This is a genomic window from Dechloromonas aromatica RCB (assembly GCF_000012425.1).
The window spans coordinates 2,938,848-2,958,836 of record NC_007298.1 but is presented as its reverse complement, the minus strand read 5'-3'; the positions used below and the strand labels follow the sequence as shown (position 1 = coordinate 2,958,836).

14 protein-coding genes and 1 tRNA gene are annotated in these 19,989 nt (G+C 57.3%); 8 read left to right on the top strand and 7 right to left on the bottom strand.

Annotated features, from left to right (window positions below):
• Nucleotides 1–2 precede the first annotated feature (2 nt).
• Complete coding sequence (locus tag DARO_RS14130) at nt 3–1,607, top strand: ArnT family glycosyltransferase (protein ID WP_011288486.1); 1,605 nt, start codon at nt 3–5, stop codon at nt 1,605–1,607.
• Here the strand turns inward: DARO_RS14130 and DARO_RS22420 are convergent.
• Nucleotides 1,558–1,902 carry a GtrA family protein gene (locus tag DARO_RS22420; RefSeq protein ID WP_198134045.1) on the bottom strand — a complete coding sequence of 115 codons (345 nt, stop codon included), beginning with the start codon at nt 1,900–1,902 and terminating at the stop codon, nt 1,558–1,560. The genes DARO_RS14130 and DARO_RS22420 overlap by 50 nt on opposite strands.
• On the opposite strand from DARO_RS22420, the gene DARO_RS22415 reads away from it, so the two are divergent.
• On the top strand, nt 1,901–2,830 hold the full coding sequence (locus tag DARO_RS22415; protein WP_083761534.1) for a ChbG/HpnK family deacetylase: 930 nt from the start codon (nt 1,901–1,903) through the stop codon (nt 2,828–2,830). The genes DARO_RS22420 and DARO_RS22415 overlap by 2 nt on opposite strands.
• Before the next feature lie 495 nt (nt 2,831–3,325).
• On the opposite strand, the gene DARO_RS14125 is transcribed toward DARO_RS22415, so the two are convergent.
• Both DARO_RS14125 and DARO_RS14120 read right to left on the bottom strand, forming a co-directional pair.
• Entirely contained in the window at nt 3,326–4,156 is an 831-nt protein-coding gene (locus tag DARO_RS14125) for a mechanosensitive ion channel family protein (protein ID WP_011288483.1), read from the bottom strand.
• A 348-nt stretch (nt 4,157–4,504) separates the two neighbouring features.
• A tRNA-Val gene (locus DARO_RS14120) sits at nt 4,505–4,580 on the bottom strand.
• 256 nt (nt 4,581–4,836) lie between these two features.
• Between DARO_RS14120 and DARO_RS21805 the strand changes: the two genes are divergently transcribed.
• The 5 genes from DARO_RS21805 to DARO_RS14095 all read left to right on the top strand — a co-directional run bounded on the left by DARO_RS21805 (nt 4,837) and on the right by DARO_RS14095 (nt 14,398).
• Complete coding sequence (locus DARO_RS21805) at nt 4,837–8,646, top strand: response regulator (protein WP_198134044.1); 3,810 nt, start codon at nt 4,837–4,839, stop codon at nt 8,644–8,646.
• Between the two features lie 199 nt (nt 8,647–8,845).
• Nucleotides 8,846–10,174: a cation:proton antiporter domain-containing protein gene (locus tag DARO_RS14110; RefSeq protein WP_011288481.1), complete on the top strand. Its 1,329-nt coding sequence runs from the start codon at nt 8,846–8,848 to the stop codon at nt 10,172–10,174.
• 122 nt (nt 10,175–10,296) lie between these two features.
• Nucleotides 10,297–11,637 (top strand): HD-GYP domain-containing protein, encoded by a 1,341-nt coding sequence (locus DARO_RS14105; protein ID WP_497462981.1) that lies wholly within the window; start codon nt 10,297–10,299, stop codon nt 11,635–11,637.
• A 57-nt stretch (nt 11,638–11,694) separates the two neighbouring features.
• A complete protein-coding gene (rimO, locus tag DARO_RS14100; protein WP_011288479.1) occupies nt 11,695–13,017 on the top strand; it encodes a 30S ribosomal protein S12 methylthiotransferase RimO in 1,323 nt (440 codons plus the stop codon).
• Nucleotides 12,992–14,398, top strand: coding sequence for an FAD-binding oxidoreductase (locus DARO_RS14095; protein WP_011288478.1), 1,407 nt, complete (start codon nt 12,992–12,994; stop codon nt 14,396–14,398). The genes rimO and DARO_RS14095 overlap by 26 nt, the downstream gene beginning before the upstream one ends.
• Before the next feature lie 18 nt (nt 14,399–14,416).
• On the opposite strand, the gene DARO_RS21800 is transcribed toward DARO_RS14095, so the two are convergent.
• The 3 genes from DARO_RS21800 to DARO_RS14080 are packed head-to-tail and all read right to left on the bottom strand — an operon-like array spanning nt 14,417 to nt 17,039.
• A complete protein-coding gene (locus DARO_RS21800) occupies nt 14,417–15,784 on the bottom strand; it encodes an ATP-binding protein (protein ID WP_011288477.1) in 1,368 nt (455 codons plus the stop codon).
• Nucleotides 15,781–16,662 carry an Hsp33 family molecular chaperone HslO gene (gene hslO, locus DARO_RS14085; protein WP_011288476.1) on the bottom strand — a complete coding sequence of 294 codons (882 nt, stop codon included), beginning with the start codon at nt 16,660–16,662 and terminating at the stop codon, nt 15,781–15,783. Before hslO ends, DARO_RS21800 begins: the two co-directional genes overlap by 4 nt.
• A complete protein-coding gene (locus DARO_RS14080; RefSeq protein WP_011288475.1) occupies nt 16,659–17,039 on the bottom strand; it encodes an arsenate reductase in 381 nt (126 codons plus the stop codon). Before DARO_RS14080 ends, hslO begins: the two co-directional genes overlap by 4 nt.
• A 417-nt stretch (nt 17,040–17,456) precedes the next feature.
• Between DARO_RS14080 and DARO_RS14075 the strand changes: the two genes are divergently transcribed.
• Nucleotides 17,457–18,467, top strand: coding sequence for a PEP-CTERM sorting domain-containing protein (locus DARO_RS14075; protein WP_011288474.1), 1,011 nt, complete (start codon nt 17,457–17,459; stop codon nt 18,465–18,467).
• A 174-nt stretch (nt 18,468–18,641) separates the two neighbouring features.
• Here the strand turns inward: DARO_RS14075 and DARO_RS14070 are convergent, their stop codons facing one another.
• Nucleotides 18,642–19,958: a ferric reductase-like transmembrane domain-containing protein gene (locus DARO_RS14070; RefSeq protein ID WP_011288473.1), complete on the bottom strand. Its 1,317-nt coding sequence runs from the start codon at nt 19,956–19,958 to the stop codon at nt 18,642–18,644.
• Nucleotides 19,959–19,989 lie beyond the last annotated feature (31 nt).

Genomic DNA, 19,989 nt, shown 5'->3' with positions numbered 1-19,989 from the left:
CCGTGACCAACTGGCTATTGGATTTGCATAATCTGCCGTTGCTGCCTGAGAAAAAGCGGTGGCTTCTCATCTTTCTCATCTGCACACTGTGGCTCGGAATAACAGCCGGGCTCCGGCCGTTGATGATTCCCGACGAGGGGCGATATGTGGGCGTCGCATGGGAAATGTTGCAGTCGGGTAGCCTGGCAACGCCATTGCTTGACGGAATGCCATATTTCCACAAGCCGCCGCTGTTCTATTGGCTGACTCTCTTCAGCATAAAAATATTTGGTGCGAATGTTTGGAGTGCCCGGTTTGCCTCTATTTTGGCGGCAAGTGGCGCTGCGACTGGTTTGTTTGTCTTCGTCCGCCGATACGTGAACGAACGTACGGCTGCATTCACCCTTGTCGTACTCCTGACCCAGCCTTTTTTCTTCGCTGGCGCACAGTTTGCCAATCTTGACATGCTGGTCGCCGCAATGATCTCCCTGTGCATTCTGTCGGCGGCGGATGTCGTTTTTCGGGCCGAAGCAGGAGAGAAATACCGGGGGCGCTTGTCAGTCGCTTATGCCTTTGCTGCCCTTGGTCTTTTGGCCAAAGGGCTTATCGGCATTGTTCTGCCCGGTGCCGTACTTTTTGTGTGGATTCTGCTCACCCGGAGATTCAAAAGCATCCGGGTTCTATTGTCTCCAGTCGGGATTGGCCTTTTCGGATTGATTGGATTGCCTTGGTTCATGCTGATGCAACAGCATTTCCACGGTTTTTTTGACTACTTTGTGATTTACCACCATTTTCAGAGATTTTCCGAAACTGGATTCAATAATCGACAGCCTCTCTGGTTCTATGTTCCGACCTTGTTTGCCCTGACCTTGCCGTGGTCGCCTTGGTTGTGGCAGGCCGTGCGTACGTTTAATACCCCACGCGAATCCAGACACCGCGACATTCAATGGTTGATGCTGTGCTGGGTCATTCTTATCCTGGTGTTCTTTTCGATACCGGTTTCCAAACCAGTCGGCTACATCATGCCGGCGCTTCCCGCCTTGGCGTTCCTGATCGCAGCCCCATTTGCACGTCAATTGGAGCCCCAACGATTGCTCAAGGCACAGCGATATTTGAGCTTGAACACGATCGCGGGGGCCGGGGTTTGTGTTGCCGTTCTCATCGGTGTCGCCAACCACGATTATGTCGCTTCGGCAAACCAGCTTGCTCCAAAGATTCGTGAGGTCTTTTCTGAGCATGACCGTGTCGCCATGATTGAACGCTATCAATATGACTTGCCGTTTTATCTTCGGCTGGATAGGCCTGCATGGGTTATCAGCAACTGGGACGATCCATCCATTTCAGCGCATGACAATTGGCGTAAGGAACTCTACGACGCCAAACAATTCGATCACGCTGCCGGTATCGATACTTTGCTGACTTACGCTCAATTCAGTCAGCGTATCTGTAACGTACGCGAGGTCGAATCGATATGGGTTTGGGGTACAGAAGCAGACCGGCAACGATTAGACATTCTCGCCAATCTCACCCCGTATGCCAGCCACAACGAACAAAGAGTTTGGCGGCTGACGCCGGAGATCAGGCTGAATTATTGCGAAAGGCCCACGAACGGCTCAGCACAAACGTAAGTGCCGCGACAGCGACCAGGACGCAGAAAAGCAGTATTTCGTAACTGACCTCTGTGTTCTTTAGCAAGAAAGCATATGCGCTTTCATTGACCAAGAATCCTAGTGCTGACACGATGAAAAATCGCCATGCCGCTGGCCATATTTCACCTACCTGATGACGAAACGTAAGTCGATAATGCCCAGCAAACGACACCGTAACAGCGGTGAGCCAACCGATCAGATTGGCTATCAGAGGTGCAACATGAAGACTTTCGACACAGCCGACCGCAACCAACCAATGCGTTGCTGCAGCCATGCAGCCTACCAAAATAAACCAACTTACAGTCTTAACTGCGTGGGGCATAAGTGTGTTTGAACGTCATGAAGAACGACACAAGGAGCAGACTGTTTCAAGCGTAAGGTCTATCGTCATCTGTGCCGACGATTTTGGGCAGTCTGAGCCTATTAACGATGGGATTCACCAACTTGTTTCGGCAGGACGTTTATCAGCCGTCAGTTGCCTGAGCGATGGTCCGTGTTTTCCATCAGGGATTTCCAGTCTATCCGGGGCTGGCGTCGATGTTGGACTGCATCTCAATTTTACCGATGCCATGGGGCAGTTGGGCTCCTATTTTCCGCTTAAACAGTTAATCGTCCGGAGCTATCTTGGAGCCCTGGATGCTCGCGAGATTGAGAGGCAGATTACTCGTCAGCTGGATGCGTTTGAAAAACATGCCAATCAAGCGCCGGACTTTGTCGATGGGCACCAACATGTGCATCAGTTACCGCTCATTCGTCAAAAACTATTTTCTATATTGAACAAGCGCTATTCAAAGCATCGGCCCTGGATTCGATCTACCAAACCCCGCCTTTCTGTCGGCTTGCCGCTAAAACAGCAGTTCAAAGCATCCCTGATTGGCATTCTGGGAGGGGGAGCGCTTGTTCATGAGGCGATATCGCAACACTATCAATGCAATCGTCGTTTTCTTGGTGTTTATGATTTTTCTCGAACTGGATCTGAGTATTTCGAATTGCTCAAGCGATGGTTCGACCTAGCAGAAACGGGGGATCTTCTGATGTGCCACCCGGCGAGCGGTGCCAGTGCCGGAGATCCATTGGGCCAACAACGAGTGCGGGAATTTAATGTCCTAAAAAGCCAAGCGTTCCCAACATTGCTCAATGAGCAGCGAATCCAGCCTGCCAGACTAACTTTAGCAAGAACGCCCAGCGCCGCCTCTGAATAACCACTTTGGCTCGTCGCGGCGTAAAAAGCTCTCAACAGTACTGCACAATCAGGAAGCTCATGCGGTCACAGGCTTCCTGCTTGAAGCCGTCATACCCTGGTTCAAGTTGCTAATGGCCAGTCTGTACTTGGCGCCGGAGATTTTTTCATTGCGGGCGCCACCGAGCGCTTTGTGCCCTGAGATGGTCGTCAAGCAGTTTTAGATCAGGTTTCAAAACGTGGTGACTCGCGCTGCTTGAGAGCGTTCAGCTATGCAGTTCGGTTCAGCCAGCCCCCGTACAGGATTCTCACCCACTTGACGGCCAAAGCCCGGGTAGCGGCCTGTATGCGCAACCTCTTGCCCGTTGTTGGCGACCGTAGCGTGCCACCCGTCTGCCACGGAAGCGCCGTCTTAGTGAGCTAGCCCATTCGGTGATGTCTTTGGGGGGGTGCGGCCTGGCCGCAAATTCACCCGGATTGCTCTCGGCCGGCTGAAATCAACTATCGTTTTTATGGATCATTCCGCTGCGCCACCCAGCATCCTGAGCTCGTATTGCGGCACGGCCAGGGCAATGTTGCGTGCTGCGAACAGCTCAAGGATCGCCTTATTGACCTCGCTGATTGCGTCATCGTAGTCCGGCACCTTGACCCAGGGGCCAATACCGATGGTGATGCTGGATTCGGATAGTCGACTTACCCCGACGGTTGGCGCGGGATCCTTCAGGATACGGTGATTGGTGCTCAAAATATCGGCAATCAGGTTTAGGGCGGTATCGACATCGGTGCGATAGGAAATGCCTACCGAAATATTGGGTCGCCGGATTTTTCCGTAATTGTGAAGAATCTCGCCAACGATCTTGCGGTTGGGAATCACCACCCGTGAAAGATCCGTATGGCCCAGTGTGGTGGTGAAAAGGCTGATGTCGAGGACTTCACCCTCTTCCTTGGCGATGGAGATGTAGTCGCCGACGTGAAAAGGTCGCGTAAAAATGATGCTCAGACCGGCCACGATGTTGCCGAGTATCCCCTGCATCGCCAGCGCGACACCTGCCCCCGCGACGCCCAGCCCGGCAATTAAGGGCAGTAATTCGATTCCCAGGTTTTGCAGCGCCATGATGGCGAAGATGGCGAGAACACAAATCTGGGCGATGCGAACGAGCAGGGAACGCACAGGTGCCTCCAGATTCAGGCGGACCAGCAGACGCTCCAGAACACGTCCTAGCCAGCGCCCAACCATGTACCCCGCACATAGAATAAGGATGGCCACCACCATTTTTGGACCAAACCGAACCGCCATATCGAGGGCGGAAGCCCTGACTTGATCGAGCGACTGAAATGAAGTGTCCATAGCACGCTTCCTTTGTAGATGAGGAGTTTGAGTGACGGATCGCTAACGATGGCTACATTACCGCACGGATGTTCAAAATTCGAGCCCCATGTTCACGAGTCATGTCTGGGTGTGGTCTGGTGGGGCTGAGGGAGGGGAGCAGGGGGCGTCAGTAGTCTCGGTTCGGACAGGAACGGCCTGTGCGTAAGGACCGGCATCGGACAACCCTGGCCGTCAGTCCTCAGAGATACCGTCAAAAGTGTCGGTATTTCAAAGGGAGACTCTAGAACGTATAAAACAAGCGGGCATTAAAAAACCCCGCACTGGCGGGGTTTTTTGGACTACCGTGGATCACGATAGATAAGAATTTGGTGCGTCCTGACGGGCTCGAACCGCCGACATTCTGCGTGTAAGGCAGACGCTCTACCAACTGAGCTAAGAACGCTGGAGGGCGCGCATTATAACCAATATCTAGGTTTTGGCGTGCATTTCTTCTTTTTTTGCTGGTGATTGAATTTTTTCGAAGCCTATTCTTCGGGGCGGCAGGCCGGGCAGTCAATCAGCCAGCTAATGTCGTTGCATCGTTCAGCAGGTTTTTGGCTCGGGTTTGCCGGAAATTCGGGAGGGAGTAAATCCCACATGCTTTATCAGGTTATACTTAAGTAATATATCGAATTAAAAAAATGTCGTTTTTGTCAAAGATGGCCTCCCCGTCGTCAGCCCTGAGTTTCCGCAAGCAGATCATCCGGCCAGTGCTGGTCTCCACCATTGCGCTGGCCATCCTGATATTGCTTAGCTTCGCGGCCTATCTGGATTGGCGCGAAAGGGAGCGCACCGCGCTCGCAACCCAGCAGGTCGAGCGCATCTGGCAGGGTATGGTCGATAATAATGGCCGCTACTTGCGCTGGATGGCGACACAGGTCGCCAATGACCACCGGTTTGTCGAAGCAATGCAGCGGGGCGATCGGGACGCTTTGCTGGCCTTGGCAGGACCCAGGTACCGCGAATTGCATGCCCAGTTTGACCTTAGTCACTGGTATTTCATTACGCCAGACCGCAAGGTGCTTCTCCGTGTCCATGATCCTGAGCGGAGTGGGGACGAGGTGCGCCGCAAAGGCTTGCTGGATGCCGAGGCGAGCGGCCAGATGACGACCGGCCTCGAACTTGGCACAACTTCCGTTTTTACGCTCAGGCAGGTCATGCCGTGGCGTGTCAATGGCAATGTGATCGGCTATGTCGAGATGGGCATGGAGGTTGAATCCTTTGCCCGCGAGATCAAGCGCCTGACCGGTCTGGATGTGCTGACGGCGGTGCATAAGGCCTATTCATCAGCCGAAGCTTTCGCTAATGGCAAGAAGGCCTTTGGCCTATCGGGAAACTGGGGTGACCATGCCGAGATTGCCCTGCTCAGCCAGTCATTCCCTGGGGTTCCGGCATCGCTGATCGCCTCTTGGCAGGGGTTTGTCCGGGGTAGTGACCCAGGCGTCTTCGACGTGATCAAGGGCGAGCGTATCTGGTCGGCAAAACTGATTGCCTTGCTGGATAACGATCAGCATCCGGTCGCCTCAATGGCCATTTTGCGGGATATCGCGGCTGATCGGGTATCGCGTACCCAGTTGCTCTTTTTTGTTGGCACGGGGTCCGCGCTTTTCATCGTGCTGCTGATGCTTGCCCTCCACCGTCGCGTTGGGAGCGTCGAGCAACATGTCATCCAGGCCAATGACGCACTTGCGGCATCCAATCAACGCTTCCGCGATTTCTCGGAGAGCTCGGCTGACTGGCTCTGGGAAACGGACGCCAATCTTCGTTTCTCTTATTTTTCAGAAAACCTGCAGCGCATTTGCGGTATCGACCCCCAAAAGGTCTTGGGCAAGGCCCGAAGCGAGTTGTGGCTTAACGATGAGATCAATAAACCGGACGCGCTGGCGGGGCACCTGGCTGTTCTTGAAAACCGGGAAGCGTTTCGTGATTTTGAATACTGTCTCCTGAATGACCGGGGGGAACACCTGTGGCTTCTCGCCAGCGGTATTCCGTACTTCGACAAGGAGGGGCACTTTGCGGGCTATCGAGGTATCGGACAAAACATCACGGTTCGGAAAGATCTGGAATTGGCCGCTGAGAAATCGGCCAAGCTGCTGCGGGAGGCCGTTGAGAACGTCTCGGTCGGCTTCACGATCTACGATGAAGAAGACCGGCTGGTTATTTGCAACGAAACCTATCTGGATATTTATTCCGACAGCAGCGACCTGATCGTGCCTGGCATGCACTTCGCGGACATCATTCGCAAAGGTGCCGAGCGCGGCCAGTATCCTGAAGCTCAAGGCGACATCGACGGCTGGGTCTGCAGTCGTGTGGCACAGCACCAGCATCCGGACGGGCTGGCCATTGAGCAGGAGCTGAATGATGGGCGCTGGCTGCTGATTATCGAAAATCGCACCCCCAGTGGCTACATCGTCGGCAACCGGATCGACATTACTGCCCGCAAGCAGGCTGAAAGGCAGTTGCTTTTGTTGTCCATGGCGGTCGAGCAGAGTACCGAGGGCATTCTTATCACCGATGTCGATGCCAATATCGAGTATGTCAATGAGGCTTTCGTCCGTATCTCGGGCTTCAGTCGCGAAGAGGCGATTGGGCAGACGCCGCGCATCCTGGATTCCGGTCTGACGCCGAGAGAAACCTATGCCGAAATGTGGGCGGTGCTGTCGCGTGGCCAGCTTTGGCAGGGCGAGCTGATCAACAAGCGCAAGAGCGGTGAAATCTACACCGAACGCCTGACGATCATGCCCATGCGGCAGGATGGTCGAGTCACCCACTACGTTGCAGTCAAGGAAGACGTCACCGAAAAGCGCCGCAACGCCGATGAACTCGAACGCCACCGCCATCATCTGGAGGAACTGGTCGCCGAGCGCACTGCTGAGCTGGCCGTGGCGCATGAGGCAGCCGAAGCTGCCTCGCGGGCCAAGAGCGCATTCCTGGCCAACATGAGCCATGAAATCCGGACGCCGATGAATGCCATCGTCGGCCTGACTTACATGTTGCGGCGAACGATTACCGACTCGGGCCAAGCGGACAAGCTGGGCAAGATTGCCGCCAGTGCCGATCACTTGCTTGGCGTGATCAACGACATCCTTGATATTTCCAAGATTGAAGCGAACAAGCTGGCGTTGGACCAGTCGGAGTTCAATCTGGAGGAACTCCTGTCGCGCGTCACGTCAATGGTGATTGACCGGGTTCGCGAGAAAAGGCTGGAGCTGATTATCGATACCGATGCCAGCCTGGGTTTCCTGATGGGCGATGCGACACGTCTTGGCCAGTCGCTGATCAACTACCTCGGCAATGCAGTCAAGTTCACCGATTACGGCAGCATCGTCTTGCGTGCCCGCCTGGTCGAGGAAAGCAGCAACGATGTGTTGATCCGGTTTGAAGTCGAGGATACCGGGATCGGCGTTGCCCCGGAAAACCTGCCCCGCCTGTTCCAGGTGTTCGAGCAGGGGGATAGCACAACAACGCGCCGCTACGGCGGTACCGGCCTTGGCCTGGCCATCACGCGCCGCTTGGCCCAGTTGATGGGCGGTGAGGCCGGGGTCGAGAGCACTTTGGGGGTTGGCAGTACTTTCTGGCTGACGGCTCGACTGGGCCGGGTCCGGGCAGCGACCGGACGCCATCGCATTCCCAGCCTGCGTGGCAAGCGGGCGCTGGTCATTGATGACATGCCGGTGACGCGTCTGGTCCAGTCCCAGTTATTGCGGATGATCGGTCTGGAAGGTGAAGGTGCTGCGGGGGGGGCGGTGGCATTACAGGAAATCGAGGCGGCCGAGCGGGAAGGAAAACCCTACGATCTCGTTCTGGTTGATCTGCTGATGCCCGGCATGGACGGTTTCGAAACCTTGGCCAGATTGCGCGCCCTGCCTTTGCGGCAGCAGCCGCTGGCCATCCTGGTGACCGCATCCAGCGATCCCGAGATCATTGAAGATGCCACCCGGATGGGTTTTGCCGAAGCGCTGCTCAAGCCCTTGTCGCCTAGTATGCTCAACGACTGCCTGGTCCGGCATCTCGCCGATATCCCGGGGCAAACCGGTGGCATGCCGCTTGCCGATAAACCTGCCGGATCGGATGCCGAATCAATTCTGAAAGCCGATTTCAGCAGTGCGCGGATTCTTCTGGTCGAGGATGAGCCGATCAACCAGGATGTCGCGCTGGCCATTCTTGAAGAAATTGGCTGGAAGATCGACGTGGCGGCGAACGGCAGGGAGTCGCTGGCTTTGGTTGAGGCGAACGATTATCAGGTCGTGTTGATGGACATGCAGATGCCGGTCATGGACGGTTTGGCCGCGACTCGCCAGATCCGCCGGCTCCCTGGCCACGAGACGCTACCGATCATTGCCATGACGGCCAATGCATTCAGCGAGGATCGTGACCGATGTGTTGAGGCGGGCATGAACGATTTTCTGTCCAAGCCGGTGGAGCCTGAGGTTCTTTACGCGATGTTGCTGAAATGGCTCAGGCACTGAGCCGGAGCGGAATATCGTGAGCCTGGGTTGCGGCTTTCCCTAATCGACAAGCCATCAGTCAGCCGCTATTCTCCGGCGCATTGGAGCCAGAGATGATTTTCGCCAGGTGCTAGCGGGATTGCCTTGTCAAAGCTCTGTGACGTGTTGTTTACGCTAATTGTCCGCGTCCCTTTTTTCGCTAATTTTGAAAAATGACCCCATGAAATACGGAAAAATTGCCGGTCTCTTTGTCCTGGCCTTCGTGTTGAACCACATTGCGCCGGAGATACTGGCGCGCCTGGCTATGCTTGAAGGAACCGAAGCCGCCATCGCCAATGCCCTCTGGTGCATGGGGCTGTTCCTGGTCTTTGGCTGGGCCTGCAGCAAAGCCGCCGAAGGCACGGTGTTCCCCAACTTTACCCTGCAACTGCTGGTCGGTATCGTGCTGCATGATGCCCTGGCCCCGATTGCCCCGCAGATCATGATCCCGGTCGTCGTGTGTACGGCACTCGCTGCCATCATCCTGAAAGGTGGCGGCGATGAGGTGGACCGCTTCGATTTCCTCAAGATCGCCTTTCCGACCTTGATGATCGCTGTTGTCGGTTATCTCGTTACGTTCTTCGTGATGTTCCCGATCCTGATGGCCTTTGGACTGGATGGAAAAACCGCCGCCTTGCTTTCGGCCATTCTCGGCTCCACCGATCCGGCCGCACTGATCCCGACCTTGAAAAAGATCGTCTTCAAGGAAGAATACAAGCGTCTCAACGATATTGCCGTTGCCGAAAGTGCCCTCAACGACGCCGTTGGGGCCATCTTCACGGCCGCAGTCGCCGCCATGATCCTGGCCGGCACCGCGGTCGACTCGCTGACAGCCCTGGCTGCCGGGCTGTTCAGCGCAGAAAACATGCTGCTGCTCGGCAAGCAGTTCCTGTTTGGCTCCATCGCCGGGGTTATCGGCTGGGGCGCCATGTACAGCTACGAAGTGTACAAGTCCAGGGACCACGTCCGTGATGTCGGCGAAACCAGCTACGACTTCGCCATCGTGCTCGCCGTCCCGCTGGTCACCTTCCTGCTGGCCCAGGTCATCCATGGCAATGGCTTCCTGGCCGCCTTTGTCGCTGGTCTGCTGGCCAATTACAACCACGGCAAGACGTATTTCCACAAAACGCTGCACACCATGGAAATCAAGATCGAAAGCATCGCCAAGCCGACGATCTTCATGATGGTCGGTCCGTTCGTCGCCCTCGGTGACCTGTGGGAAAGCGCGCTCCTTGGCCTGGTCGTGTCGCTCGCGTTCATCCTGATCGCCCGGCCCGTGGCTGTCATGCTGTCGCTGCTGCCGACCGACCTGAACATGAAAGACAAGCTGTTCATGAGCATCGTCCGGGAAACCGGGGTTATCCCGGTCGTGCTGGCCGTGATCACCGTCGCCCAGTTTCCGGAACTGAAGCTGCTGATGCCACTGACGGCCTGGGTGGTGATCTGGACGCTGACCTTGCTGCCGGCAATTACGCCGTGGTGGACCCGAAAGCTCGGGATCGCGCAATAGTTGAGTCTGGCCGGGCGGGCTGGTGGTGGCGTCGTGCTCCCAGGTCATTGTGAAAACGGAGAACTTTGGCCTTCGTGGCTAATCTATGACCAATGCCCAATAACTCGCCCTCCCGGTTTACGTTGCCCGCCCTGGCAGGCCTGAAGCTCTCCGAACTGATCTCGGCGCTCAGTCACGCGCTGGATATCACCGAGGGGCAGCCGGAAGGCCATTGCGTGCGCTGCTGCTGGATCGGCATGCATGTCGGCCGCCAACTCGGGCTGGATGACGGCGAGTTGTGGAATCTCTATTACACGTTGCTGCTGAAAGATCTTGGTTGCAGCAGCAACGCGGCGCGTATCTGTGAGCTCTACCTGACCGACGACCTGAGTTTCAAGCGCGATTTCAAGACCGTCGGCGACAGCCTGCCCAAGGTGCTGCAGTTCGTGCTCAGTCATACCGGCCTGAAAGCCGGGTTGGCAGAACGTTTCCGCAGCGTGTTGACGATCATGCGCGATGGCGAGCAGATCGCCACCGAACTGATCGCCACCCGCTGCCAGCGTGGTGCCGAAATTGCCCGTTTGCTGCGTTTTCCGGAAAGCGTCTCGGTCGGTATCTACAGCCTGGACGAGCATTTCAACGGTGAGGGCAAACCCGCGCGGTTGGCCGGTGAGGCGATTCCGCTTTATTCGCGGATCTCGTTGCTGGCCCAGGTGATCGACGTTTTTCACACGGCCGGTGGGCCACAGGCGGCACTCGACGAAATCCGCCTGCGGGCCGGACGCTGGTTCGATCCGGCGCTGGTCGACGTGGTCGAGGCGGTAGCCGACGAGACCTTCTGGGCGACGCTGGCGGCCCCCGATGTCATGGCGGCGGTGCTGGCGCTGGAGCCGGCTTCGCATGTCGTGGCGCTCGACGACGATTATCTCGACGACATCGCCGCTGCCTTCGGTCAGGTAGTCGACTCGAAAAGTCCCTACACCAGCGGCCACAGTGCGCGCGTCGCGCTCTACACCGACCTGATCGCCGAGGCGCTTGGCCTGTCGCCGGAACGTCGCCGTTGGCTGAAGCGTGGCGCGCTGCTGCACGATGTCGGCAAGCTCGGCGTCAGCAACAGCGTGCTCGACAAACCGGGCAAGCTCGACGCCGAGGAGTGGGCGGCCGTGCAGGCGCATGCAGCCTACACCGAGGCCATCCTGTCGCGTATCGATGCCTTTTCGGAGCTGGCCAGGGTGTCGGCCGCGCACCACGAGCGTCTGGATGGCAAGGGCTACCCGCGCGGTGTGAGCGCCGACGATATCTGCCTCGAAACGCGGATCATCACGACGGCCGATATCTTTGACGCAATCACCGCCGAACGCCCCTATCGTGGCGCGGTGCCGATTCCGAAGACCCTGGAAATGATGACCGAAAACGTCGGTACGGCCATCGACGCGCAATGTTTTGATGCACTGAAACAGGCACTTGCCCGCCTGCCAAGCTGAATCCCCCGTAAAATACCCCCTTTGTTCGCCGGCCTGTCCGGATAAGGTTCCATTCGCATGACTATTCAACAAAAAGTGCCGACCGTCGGCTTCGTTTCTCTCGGTTGCCCCAAGGCTAGCAGTGACGCCGAGCGTATCCTGACCAAGCTGCGCGCCGAAGGCTACGAGATTTCGCCGAGTTACGACAATTCCGATCTGGTGATCGTCAATACTTGCGGCTTCATCGATGCTGCAGTCGAAGAGTCGCTCGACGCCATCGGCGAGGCACTCAACGAGAACGGCAAGGTGATCGTCACCGGCTGTCTCGGCGCCAAGGGCGACATCGTCCAGACGACGCATCCGGCCGTGCTCGCCGTCACCGGCCCGCATGCCGCCGACGAGGTCATGGGGATCGTCCACACCCATCTGCCCAAGCCGCACGACCCGTATTCCGATCTGGTGCCACCGCAGGGTGTTCGCCTGACCCCGGACCACTTTGCCTATCTGAAGATTTCTGAAGGCTGCAACCACAGCTGCACCTTCTGCATCATCCCGTCGCTGCGCGGCCCGCTGGTCTCAAGGCCGGTTGGCGATGTGCTGGCCGAAGCCGAGAATCTGGCCCGCGCCGGGGTCAAGGAAATTCTGGTCATTTCGCAGGACACCAGCGCCTACGGCGTCGATCTCAAGTACCGCACCGCCTTCTGGGGCGGCAAGCCGGTCAAGTCGCGCCTGAAGGAATTGTGCGAGGCGCTGGCCAGTTTAGGCATCTGGGTCCGCCTGCATTACGTTTACCCGTACCCGTCGGTCGATGACGTCATTCCGCTGATGGCCGAGGGCAAGATCCTGCCTTACCTCGACGTACCTTTCCAGCACGCCAGCCCGAAGATCCTGAAGGCGATGAAGCGCCCAGCCTCGGCCGAGAACACGCTGGAACGCATCGCCAAGTGGCGCGAAATCTGCCCGGAAATCGTCATCCGCTCGACCTTCATCACCGGCTTCCCCGGCGAGACGGAAGAGGACTTCGACCAGCTGATCCAGTTCCTGGAAGATGCCAAGCTCGACCGCGTCGGTGCTTTTGCTTACTCGCCGGTCGACGGTGCCAAGGCCAACGAACTCGGTGAGCTGCTGCCGGAAGACGTGCGCGAGGATCGCCGTCGCTGGCTGATGCAGGTCCAGGAAGACATTTCCGCCGACAAGCTGGCGGCCAAGATCGACACGGTCATTCAGGTGCTGGTCGACGAGGTCGATGAAGAAGGCACCATCGCCCGTTCCAAGGCCGATGCGCCGGAAATCGACGGACTGGTTTACCTGGATGGTCATTTCGATGCCCAGCCGGGCGACTTCCTGCAGGTCAAGGTCATTGATGCCGACCACCATGACCTCTACGCCCAAGTCGTCTGATCTGAAATCAATCCTGGCCGGGATCGTCGGTACCGCTCAGGTGCTGACTGACCCGGTCGAGTTGGCGCCGTTTCTGACAGACTGGCGCGGTCGTTATCGCGGAGTGGCGCAATGCGTCGTCCGCCCAGGTAATACGGCCGAGGTGGCTGCGGTGGTCAAAGCCTGTGTCGATGCCGGCATCCCCATCGTGCCGCAGGGCGGCAACACCAGCCTGTGTGGTGCGGCGACCCCGGACCAAGCGGGCTGGGCGGTGGTCATCAGTTTGAGCCGCCTGAACCGGATTGCTGCGGTCGACGCGAAAAACAACACAATTTCAGTGCAAGCCGGTTGCACGCTAGGTGCGGTGCAGGAAGCGGCGCGTGCCGCCGACCGCCTGTTCCCGCTGGCGCTGGCTTCCGAGGGGACATGCCAGATCGGTGGCAACCTGTCGACGAATGCCGGCGGTGTGCAGGTGCTGCGCTACGGCAACACCCGCGAACTGACGCTCGGCCTCGAAGTCGTCCTGCCCAGCGGCGAAATCTGGAACGGCCTGCGTGGCCTGCGCAAGGACAATACCGGCTACGATCTGAAGCAGCTATTTATCGGTGCCGAAGGTACGCTTGGCATCATCACGGGCGCCGTTCTGAAGCTCTTTCCGCTACCGAAAACGCAGGTTACCTGCTGGCTGAATGTGGCTTCACCAAATGCTGCGGTCGACCTGCTGAATTCGGCAAAATCTGCTTTTGATGCGCAACTGACGGCTTTCGAGCTGGTTTCCGAAACTTCGCTCGGGCTGGTCCTGAAGCATATTCCCGCTACCCAGCGGCCGACCACAACCAGCCCCTGGTATGTGCTGGCCGAGTTCTCGGCGGCCGAACCGGCTGCCATCGAAGCCTGGCTGGCCGAGCGGCTGGAAGCGGGTGAGGTGAGTGACGGTGTCGTGGCGCAATCCGAAATCCAGGCAAAAAGACTGTGGGCCTTGCGCGAGAATATTTCCGAGGCTCAGAAGATCGAAGGCATCAGCATCAAGCACGATATCTCGGTGCCGGTTTCCAGTATTCCGGCATTCCTGATGACCGCCGATGCGGCCTTGGCCAAAGCCTTTCCCGGCATCCGTGTTGTTGCTTTCGGTCATGTCGGTGATGGCAACCTGCATTACAACCTGTCGAAAGCCGATGCCCACGACAACGCGGCGTTTATCGCCAGCCAGCCGGAGGTCAATCGACTCGTCCATGACACGGTCCACGCGTTGAACGGCTCGATTTCGGCCGAGCACGGTATCGGCCAGTTGAAGCGCGACGAAATCCGGCGCTACAAGAGTTCGGTCGAAATGGCGCTGATGCGTTCGATCAAGCAGGCGCTTGATCCGCAGGGACTGATGAATCCCGGCAAGGTGATTTAGGCCGGAGGCTGACTGGCGTCAGTGGCTGCCTGCAACCGGGGCCGCTTCAAGCGCGAAGGGCAGCGTAAAACAGAAATTGCTGCCGACACCGACTTCGCTGGCGATGCTTATTTCGCCGCCCATCAGTTCGACCAGCTTGCGGGAAATCGGTAGCCCGATACCGATGCCGCTATGGCGGCGGATCAAGGAGCTGTCGCCAGGGGCGAAGAGGCCTTTGATTACCTGCAGTTTTTCTTCCGAGATGCCGGGGCCGGTATCGCGGATGCTGAACGCGATACGTGCGTGCTGATTCTGCTTTTCGAGCAGCTTGGCCGTGATGCTGATGGTGCCGTGTTCGGTAAATTTGATGGCATTGCCGACCAGATGGTCAAAAATCTCACGGAGCCGCTCCAGATCACCGATCAGGACCAATGGCAGATCCGGGTCGGCCTGTTTTTCCAGCTTGAGGCCTTTTTCATTGGCCGAGCGAAGTTGCGAGGAAACCAGCCCCTCCAGCAGGTCAGCCACGGCAAACGGTGCCGGCTTGATGACGACATGGCCGGCTTCAAGCGCCGACAGTTCGATCAGAAGATCGATCTGGCGCATCAAGCCATCGGCGGTATCCCGTAGCAGAGAGAGGAGTTCCGCCTGGTCCGGCGTTAGCGGATCGCTGCTGAGCAACTCCGATAAGCCGAGAATCCCGTTCATCGGTGTGCGCAACTCGTGGCTGACGTTGGCCAGGAACTGGGTTTTGGCGAGATCGGACTTCTCGGCGGTCTGGCGGGCCTGGTCGACCGTGCTCAGCAAGCGGGTCTTTTCTCGCTCAAGCTCGAAGGTTTCATTGAGCATTCGGTGGAAGGCGTCGGCACTGCGCGTGAAAATGATCAGGGCGAGGGTGGCGAGCGCACTGAAGGCGGCATGCATGTGATCGGTAGCGAAGACGCTGAAAATCACGGTCAGGATGATCGGCCAGGCAAACAGCCGATAGGCCCAGCGGTCGGCACCAAGGACCGGCAGGGCACCGGCGGAAATACCGGCCATCGCGAAAGCGGTAAACAGTTGCATCGGAAGGTTGCCACCACTCATCATGAGCATTGTTCCTACCGACCAGATCAGGCCGCTGCCCAGCGCACCTAGCCGGATTTTCCGGTGCCAAGCCAGGATGTTTTCTGCTCGTTCCTCAACTGGCGATTGAGCGTATTTCCTGGCCAGTGCCAGGCGCAGCAGGGCCATGCCTATGGCAGCAAGCCCCCAGAGGCCGACAAGGTAGGGAACAACCCCTTCCTGATAACCGACCCAGCACAGGCTGGAGGCGATCATGATCGTGACGATCTGACCGAGCGTCTGGTTCCGGTTGATCAGCTCGACCTGGCGGCCGAGGATGAAGAGTTTGTCCGGTGCGTTCAATGCAGGGCTTTGCCTTCGCTGACGGCAAAAATTGCGGCGACGTCCTCGGCGGTGAAACGATATTCGCGGTTGCAGATATCGTCCTTGATCATGATTTCACCATGCTCGGCCAGGATGGTTTCGGCATCGTGGCGGCCGATGCCGCGGATCATGTCCCTTACCTTGTCCCTGTCTTCCGGGCAGTGATAGGCGACGGGCAGCGGGTCGTAGACACGAATGCCATGCTCGGCCATGTCTTCGTGGAAGAGGCGGGTGAGCAGGCTTTCGGCATCCAGTTCGAGCAGTTCTGCCGGCTTAACCGTGCTGGCCAGTTGCGTGATGCGGTGCCAGCCATCCGGGTCGCGCTGGTCGGCATCCGGCATTTTCTGCAGGAAAAGGCAGGTCGCGGCCTTCGGGCCAGCCATGGCGAACAGGCGTGAAGGCTGCTGTTCGGATTGTTCCAGATAATGCTCGAAGATGGCGGCGATGCTGTCGCCGACCATCGGCACGTAGCTCTGGTAGGGCAGACGGGCATCCGGCATGTCCAGGCTCATCATCAGCTGCCCACCCAGATGGGCGCCGAGCAGCTCCTGAACCGGGGCCGGCAGGACCACCGGATTGCTGCGGGCCATGCCGCGCATCTGCAATTTTTCATTGCAATCCATGACCAGCAACTGGATCGGGCCACTACCGCGTAACTGCAGGGTCAGGCGCCCGGGTTGCTTGAGTTGGGCGGCGATCAGCGCAGTGACGGCAGCGGTTTCGCCAAGCAGTTGGGCGACGGTGGGCTGGTAGTTGCGGTCGTGCTGCATATGCTGCCAGGCGTCGCCCAGATGGACGATGGCGCCGCGAATGTTGAGGCCTTCGAACAGGAAGCGGCGGACGAAGCTATCGCTCATTTCAGTTCCGCCGCGTAGGTTTCCGGGCTGAAGCCAACCAGCAGCTTGCTGCCGGTGTCGAGCACCGGCCGCTTGATCAGGGACGGGTATTGGGCCATCAGCCTGAGCGCCTTTGACTGGTCAACCGCAGACCGTTCTTCGTCTGTCAGCTTCTTCCACATCAGGCCGCGCGTATTGAGCAGCTTTTCCCAGCCGGCGCGGGCGCTCCAGTCCGGCAGATTGGCTTCGGCCACGCCGGCTTTCTTGTAGTCGATGAATTCGTAAGCGAACCCGTTTTCGGTCAGCCAGTTCATGGCTTTCTTCATGGTGTCGCAGTTCTTGATGCCATAGCACGACAGGATATGTTTTTCCTTTGTGCTGAGTGGTGATTCTTGCATATGCGCTAAATCCGGGTTGATGCGCCTGAACAGGCCAAAGGCAACAGTTTAAGGTGTCAGGTTGAACTACGCGAAAAATATCAATCCTCAGCCAACGGATGAGAGAGGTCACGCGGCTTGGTGCTGGATATGTACAAAGACCATGCCTGAATCTGCGCTCCAGCTGGCGCGGCTGGTTAAGTATGGCATGTCGTTGTTTGGGCATGCCGGTGATGTCGGAAATTCTTACATTTGTCTTTCAAATTAATGGGAATGGCAGCAAGTTGTCGCTGATCAATTTTCGGTGTGTTTTGTTTTTATAAAGATAAACAATATCTTGTGATTGTTTTTTGGGGCGGTGTTAAGTGTGTGGTCTGTTTTATGCGTCAGTTTGGTCGGGAAGCGTGACAAGACAAGTGTTGTTGGAAGGAGTTCAAAATGAAACAACTTTTCAAACAGACGATTATTCATAGTGCAGTTACTGCATCGGCCCTGATGCTAAGCATTGTCTCGGGCTCGGCACAGGCCGCCCCGGTTAGCGAATGGAGTTATTCAACCGATTCAACGTTTTCTAATGCTACATGGTCAGGAGGAGCGGGGCTATCTGGTTTGGAAACCACCAGCCCATACGAATTATCCTGGGGGTATAGCGGCGGCAACTTTCAGGTCAATTCGGGAAACTCGGACTTAAATCGCAGCGCCTTGACCATTGGAAATGCCGTCACGGGTAATTTGACAGGGGGCACTCCGGCAACCGGGAATGTCTTCACCACGATTGGTGGCACGCCAGATCCTAATGCTGGCCAGATCGGTACCGGTATTTCGATTACCCACTGGAACAACCCGTTGACTAGCACCTATGGCACTTTGACTGGGGCAACCATTACCGATACGTTAACGCTGAACCCGATATTGCCCAGCTATTACATACCTGGTTTGGTAACGGCGCCTACGCTGACGTTCAACTTCAAGTTTCAGGAAACACCAAATGCTGGGGAGTTCGGTTTAGGCGGCTTTGGTCATGATGGCAGCGGCTTCTGTGCTGACGGTAAGACAGCAGCCAGCTATGGACCGAACGGTTGTCCGGATTTGTTCGGTTTCAGCAATACGCTGACCTTGAACAACGCATTCCAGTATCTTGACTCAGGCCTTGACGGCATTCTCGGTAATTCTGACGATTTCCTGCGCACCTATTACGCTAGCGTGTTCGTTCTGGATACCGCCAATCAGGCCTTCCCGCTAAGCCAATTGACGGCGGGCGAATGCGGCGTACTGGGGCTGGGTACCAGTTGCTACGGTTTCAGGACTGCGGAAGCCGACGACACGACTGCGAAGTTTGCCTTTGCGATTACGACCGATCGATTCTCTGTTCCGGAACCAGGTTCCCTTGCGCTGCTTGGTTTGGCGTTTGCAGGACTCGGTGCGATACGCCAGCGTAAGGCTCGCTAATCTAGCAAATCCAACATGGTTTGGTCGTCAAGCTCAAGCATTAGCAGCGCGTTAAAAAGCACAGCTTCAAAGCTGTGCTTTTTCATTGCATATCGTGACTCAGATTGAAGTCAAAAACCTTGCTGGTTAAAGTCCAATCGCGGCTCGGTATTTTCCAAAGTATTGCTTTGGTTTTTATCTGAATTCGAAAACTTCACGATGAAAGGCGGTTTTGGGTAGGCCCAGGCTGATTAGTTTGTCCGCCAGAGAAACTCCCCAGGCCGCTGGGCCGCAGAACCAGACGCTGCTGCCAGGTTTCAGGCAAGCCTGGATTTCGGCGGGGTCAAGTTTTCCGTCGCGATCGGTCAAACGTCGATGCAGGCGGACGCCGGCTTGGCGGCAGCGTGCTTCGAGTTGATCGGGATAATCAGCATCTTTTGCCGTGCAATAGAAGAAGTCAGTATTGGCCTGAGCGGGCGGATTGGTGGTTCGTTCATCAAGCCTGGCCAGAAAGGGAGTAACGCCAATGCCGCCTGCGATCCAGACTTGGGGGGCTTCATGCGTCGCTATCTTGCCCAAAAAGTCAAACTTTCCGTAAGGTCCTTCCAACGTCAGCGTCTGACCGGCTTGCAGCAGTTCTGGCAGTTTGGCAGTGAAGTCGCCGAGTGCCTTGATGGCCAGGGTCAGCGTGCCATGCTGTGGCTGCCAGGCCGTGGCGATGGTAAAGGGGTGGGCGCCTTCGGCGGTTTGGCCAAAGTTGGCGAACAGGAATTGCCCGGCCTTATGGCCCGGCCAGCCGGATTGTGGCCGACAGACGATTTCCAGAACATCGCCATCGTGACGGCGAATGGTTTCAATCCGCGCCGGATATTGGCGCTGGCGGCCGATCCGGTTGCTCAGCGAGAACAGGGCGGCAATGATGCCCGCCGCAGCAACGGCGGCGGTCAGCCAAGCCAGTGGTTGATTCCAGAAGTTTTTGGGCATCAGCATCAGGCCATGAAATGCCCCGCCGATGAAAATCAGGCCGAAAGCCTTGTGTACCAGCCTGAACCAGCGATAGGGAATGCGCTTGAGCAGCGCGATGACGACCAGCGCCAGCAGGATATAGCCGGCCCACTCGCCGACATCCTTGGCCAGGTCCATCCACAGGTCCGGTTCGCCGCGCGGACCGCGTGGGCGGTTGGCGCGTTCGATCCAGCCCAGCTTGGCCAGATTCTTCGGCAGCCATTCCATCATCCAGTGCGTGAAGACGAGGATACCAGCGCCGATGCCGATGTCTTTGTGCAGGCGATAAAGCTTGTCTAGTCCGCCAAAGCGTTGCTCCAGCCAGACTGGCCGGGTGGCCAGCAGCATGCCGGCGCTCATCCACCACAGGGCAAGGATGCCGGACAGGATGATCAGGGCACGGCGCCAATCCCAGAACCCCTGGGCGGTGGAGAGCAGATCGGGGAAAACAAAAAATGCCCAGAGTCCCAAGGGGAGCAGGGCAAGCAGTAGCAGTGGGCGTTTCATGGCGTTGGATGCTTCGGACAGTTGATGCTGG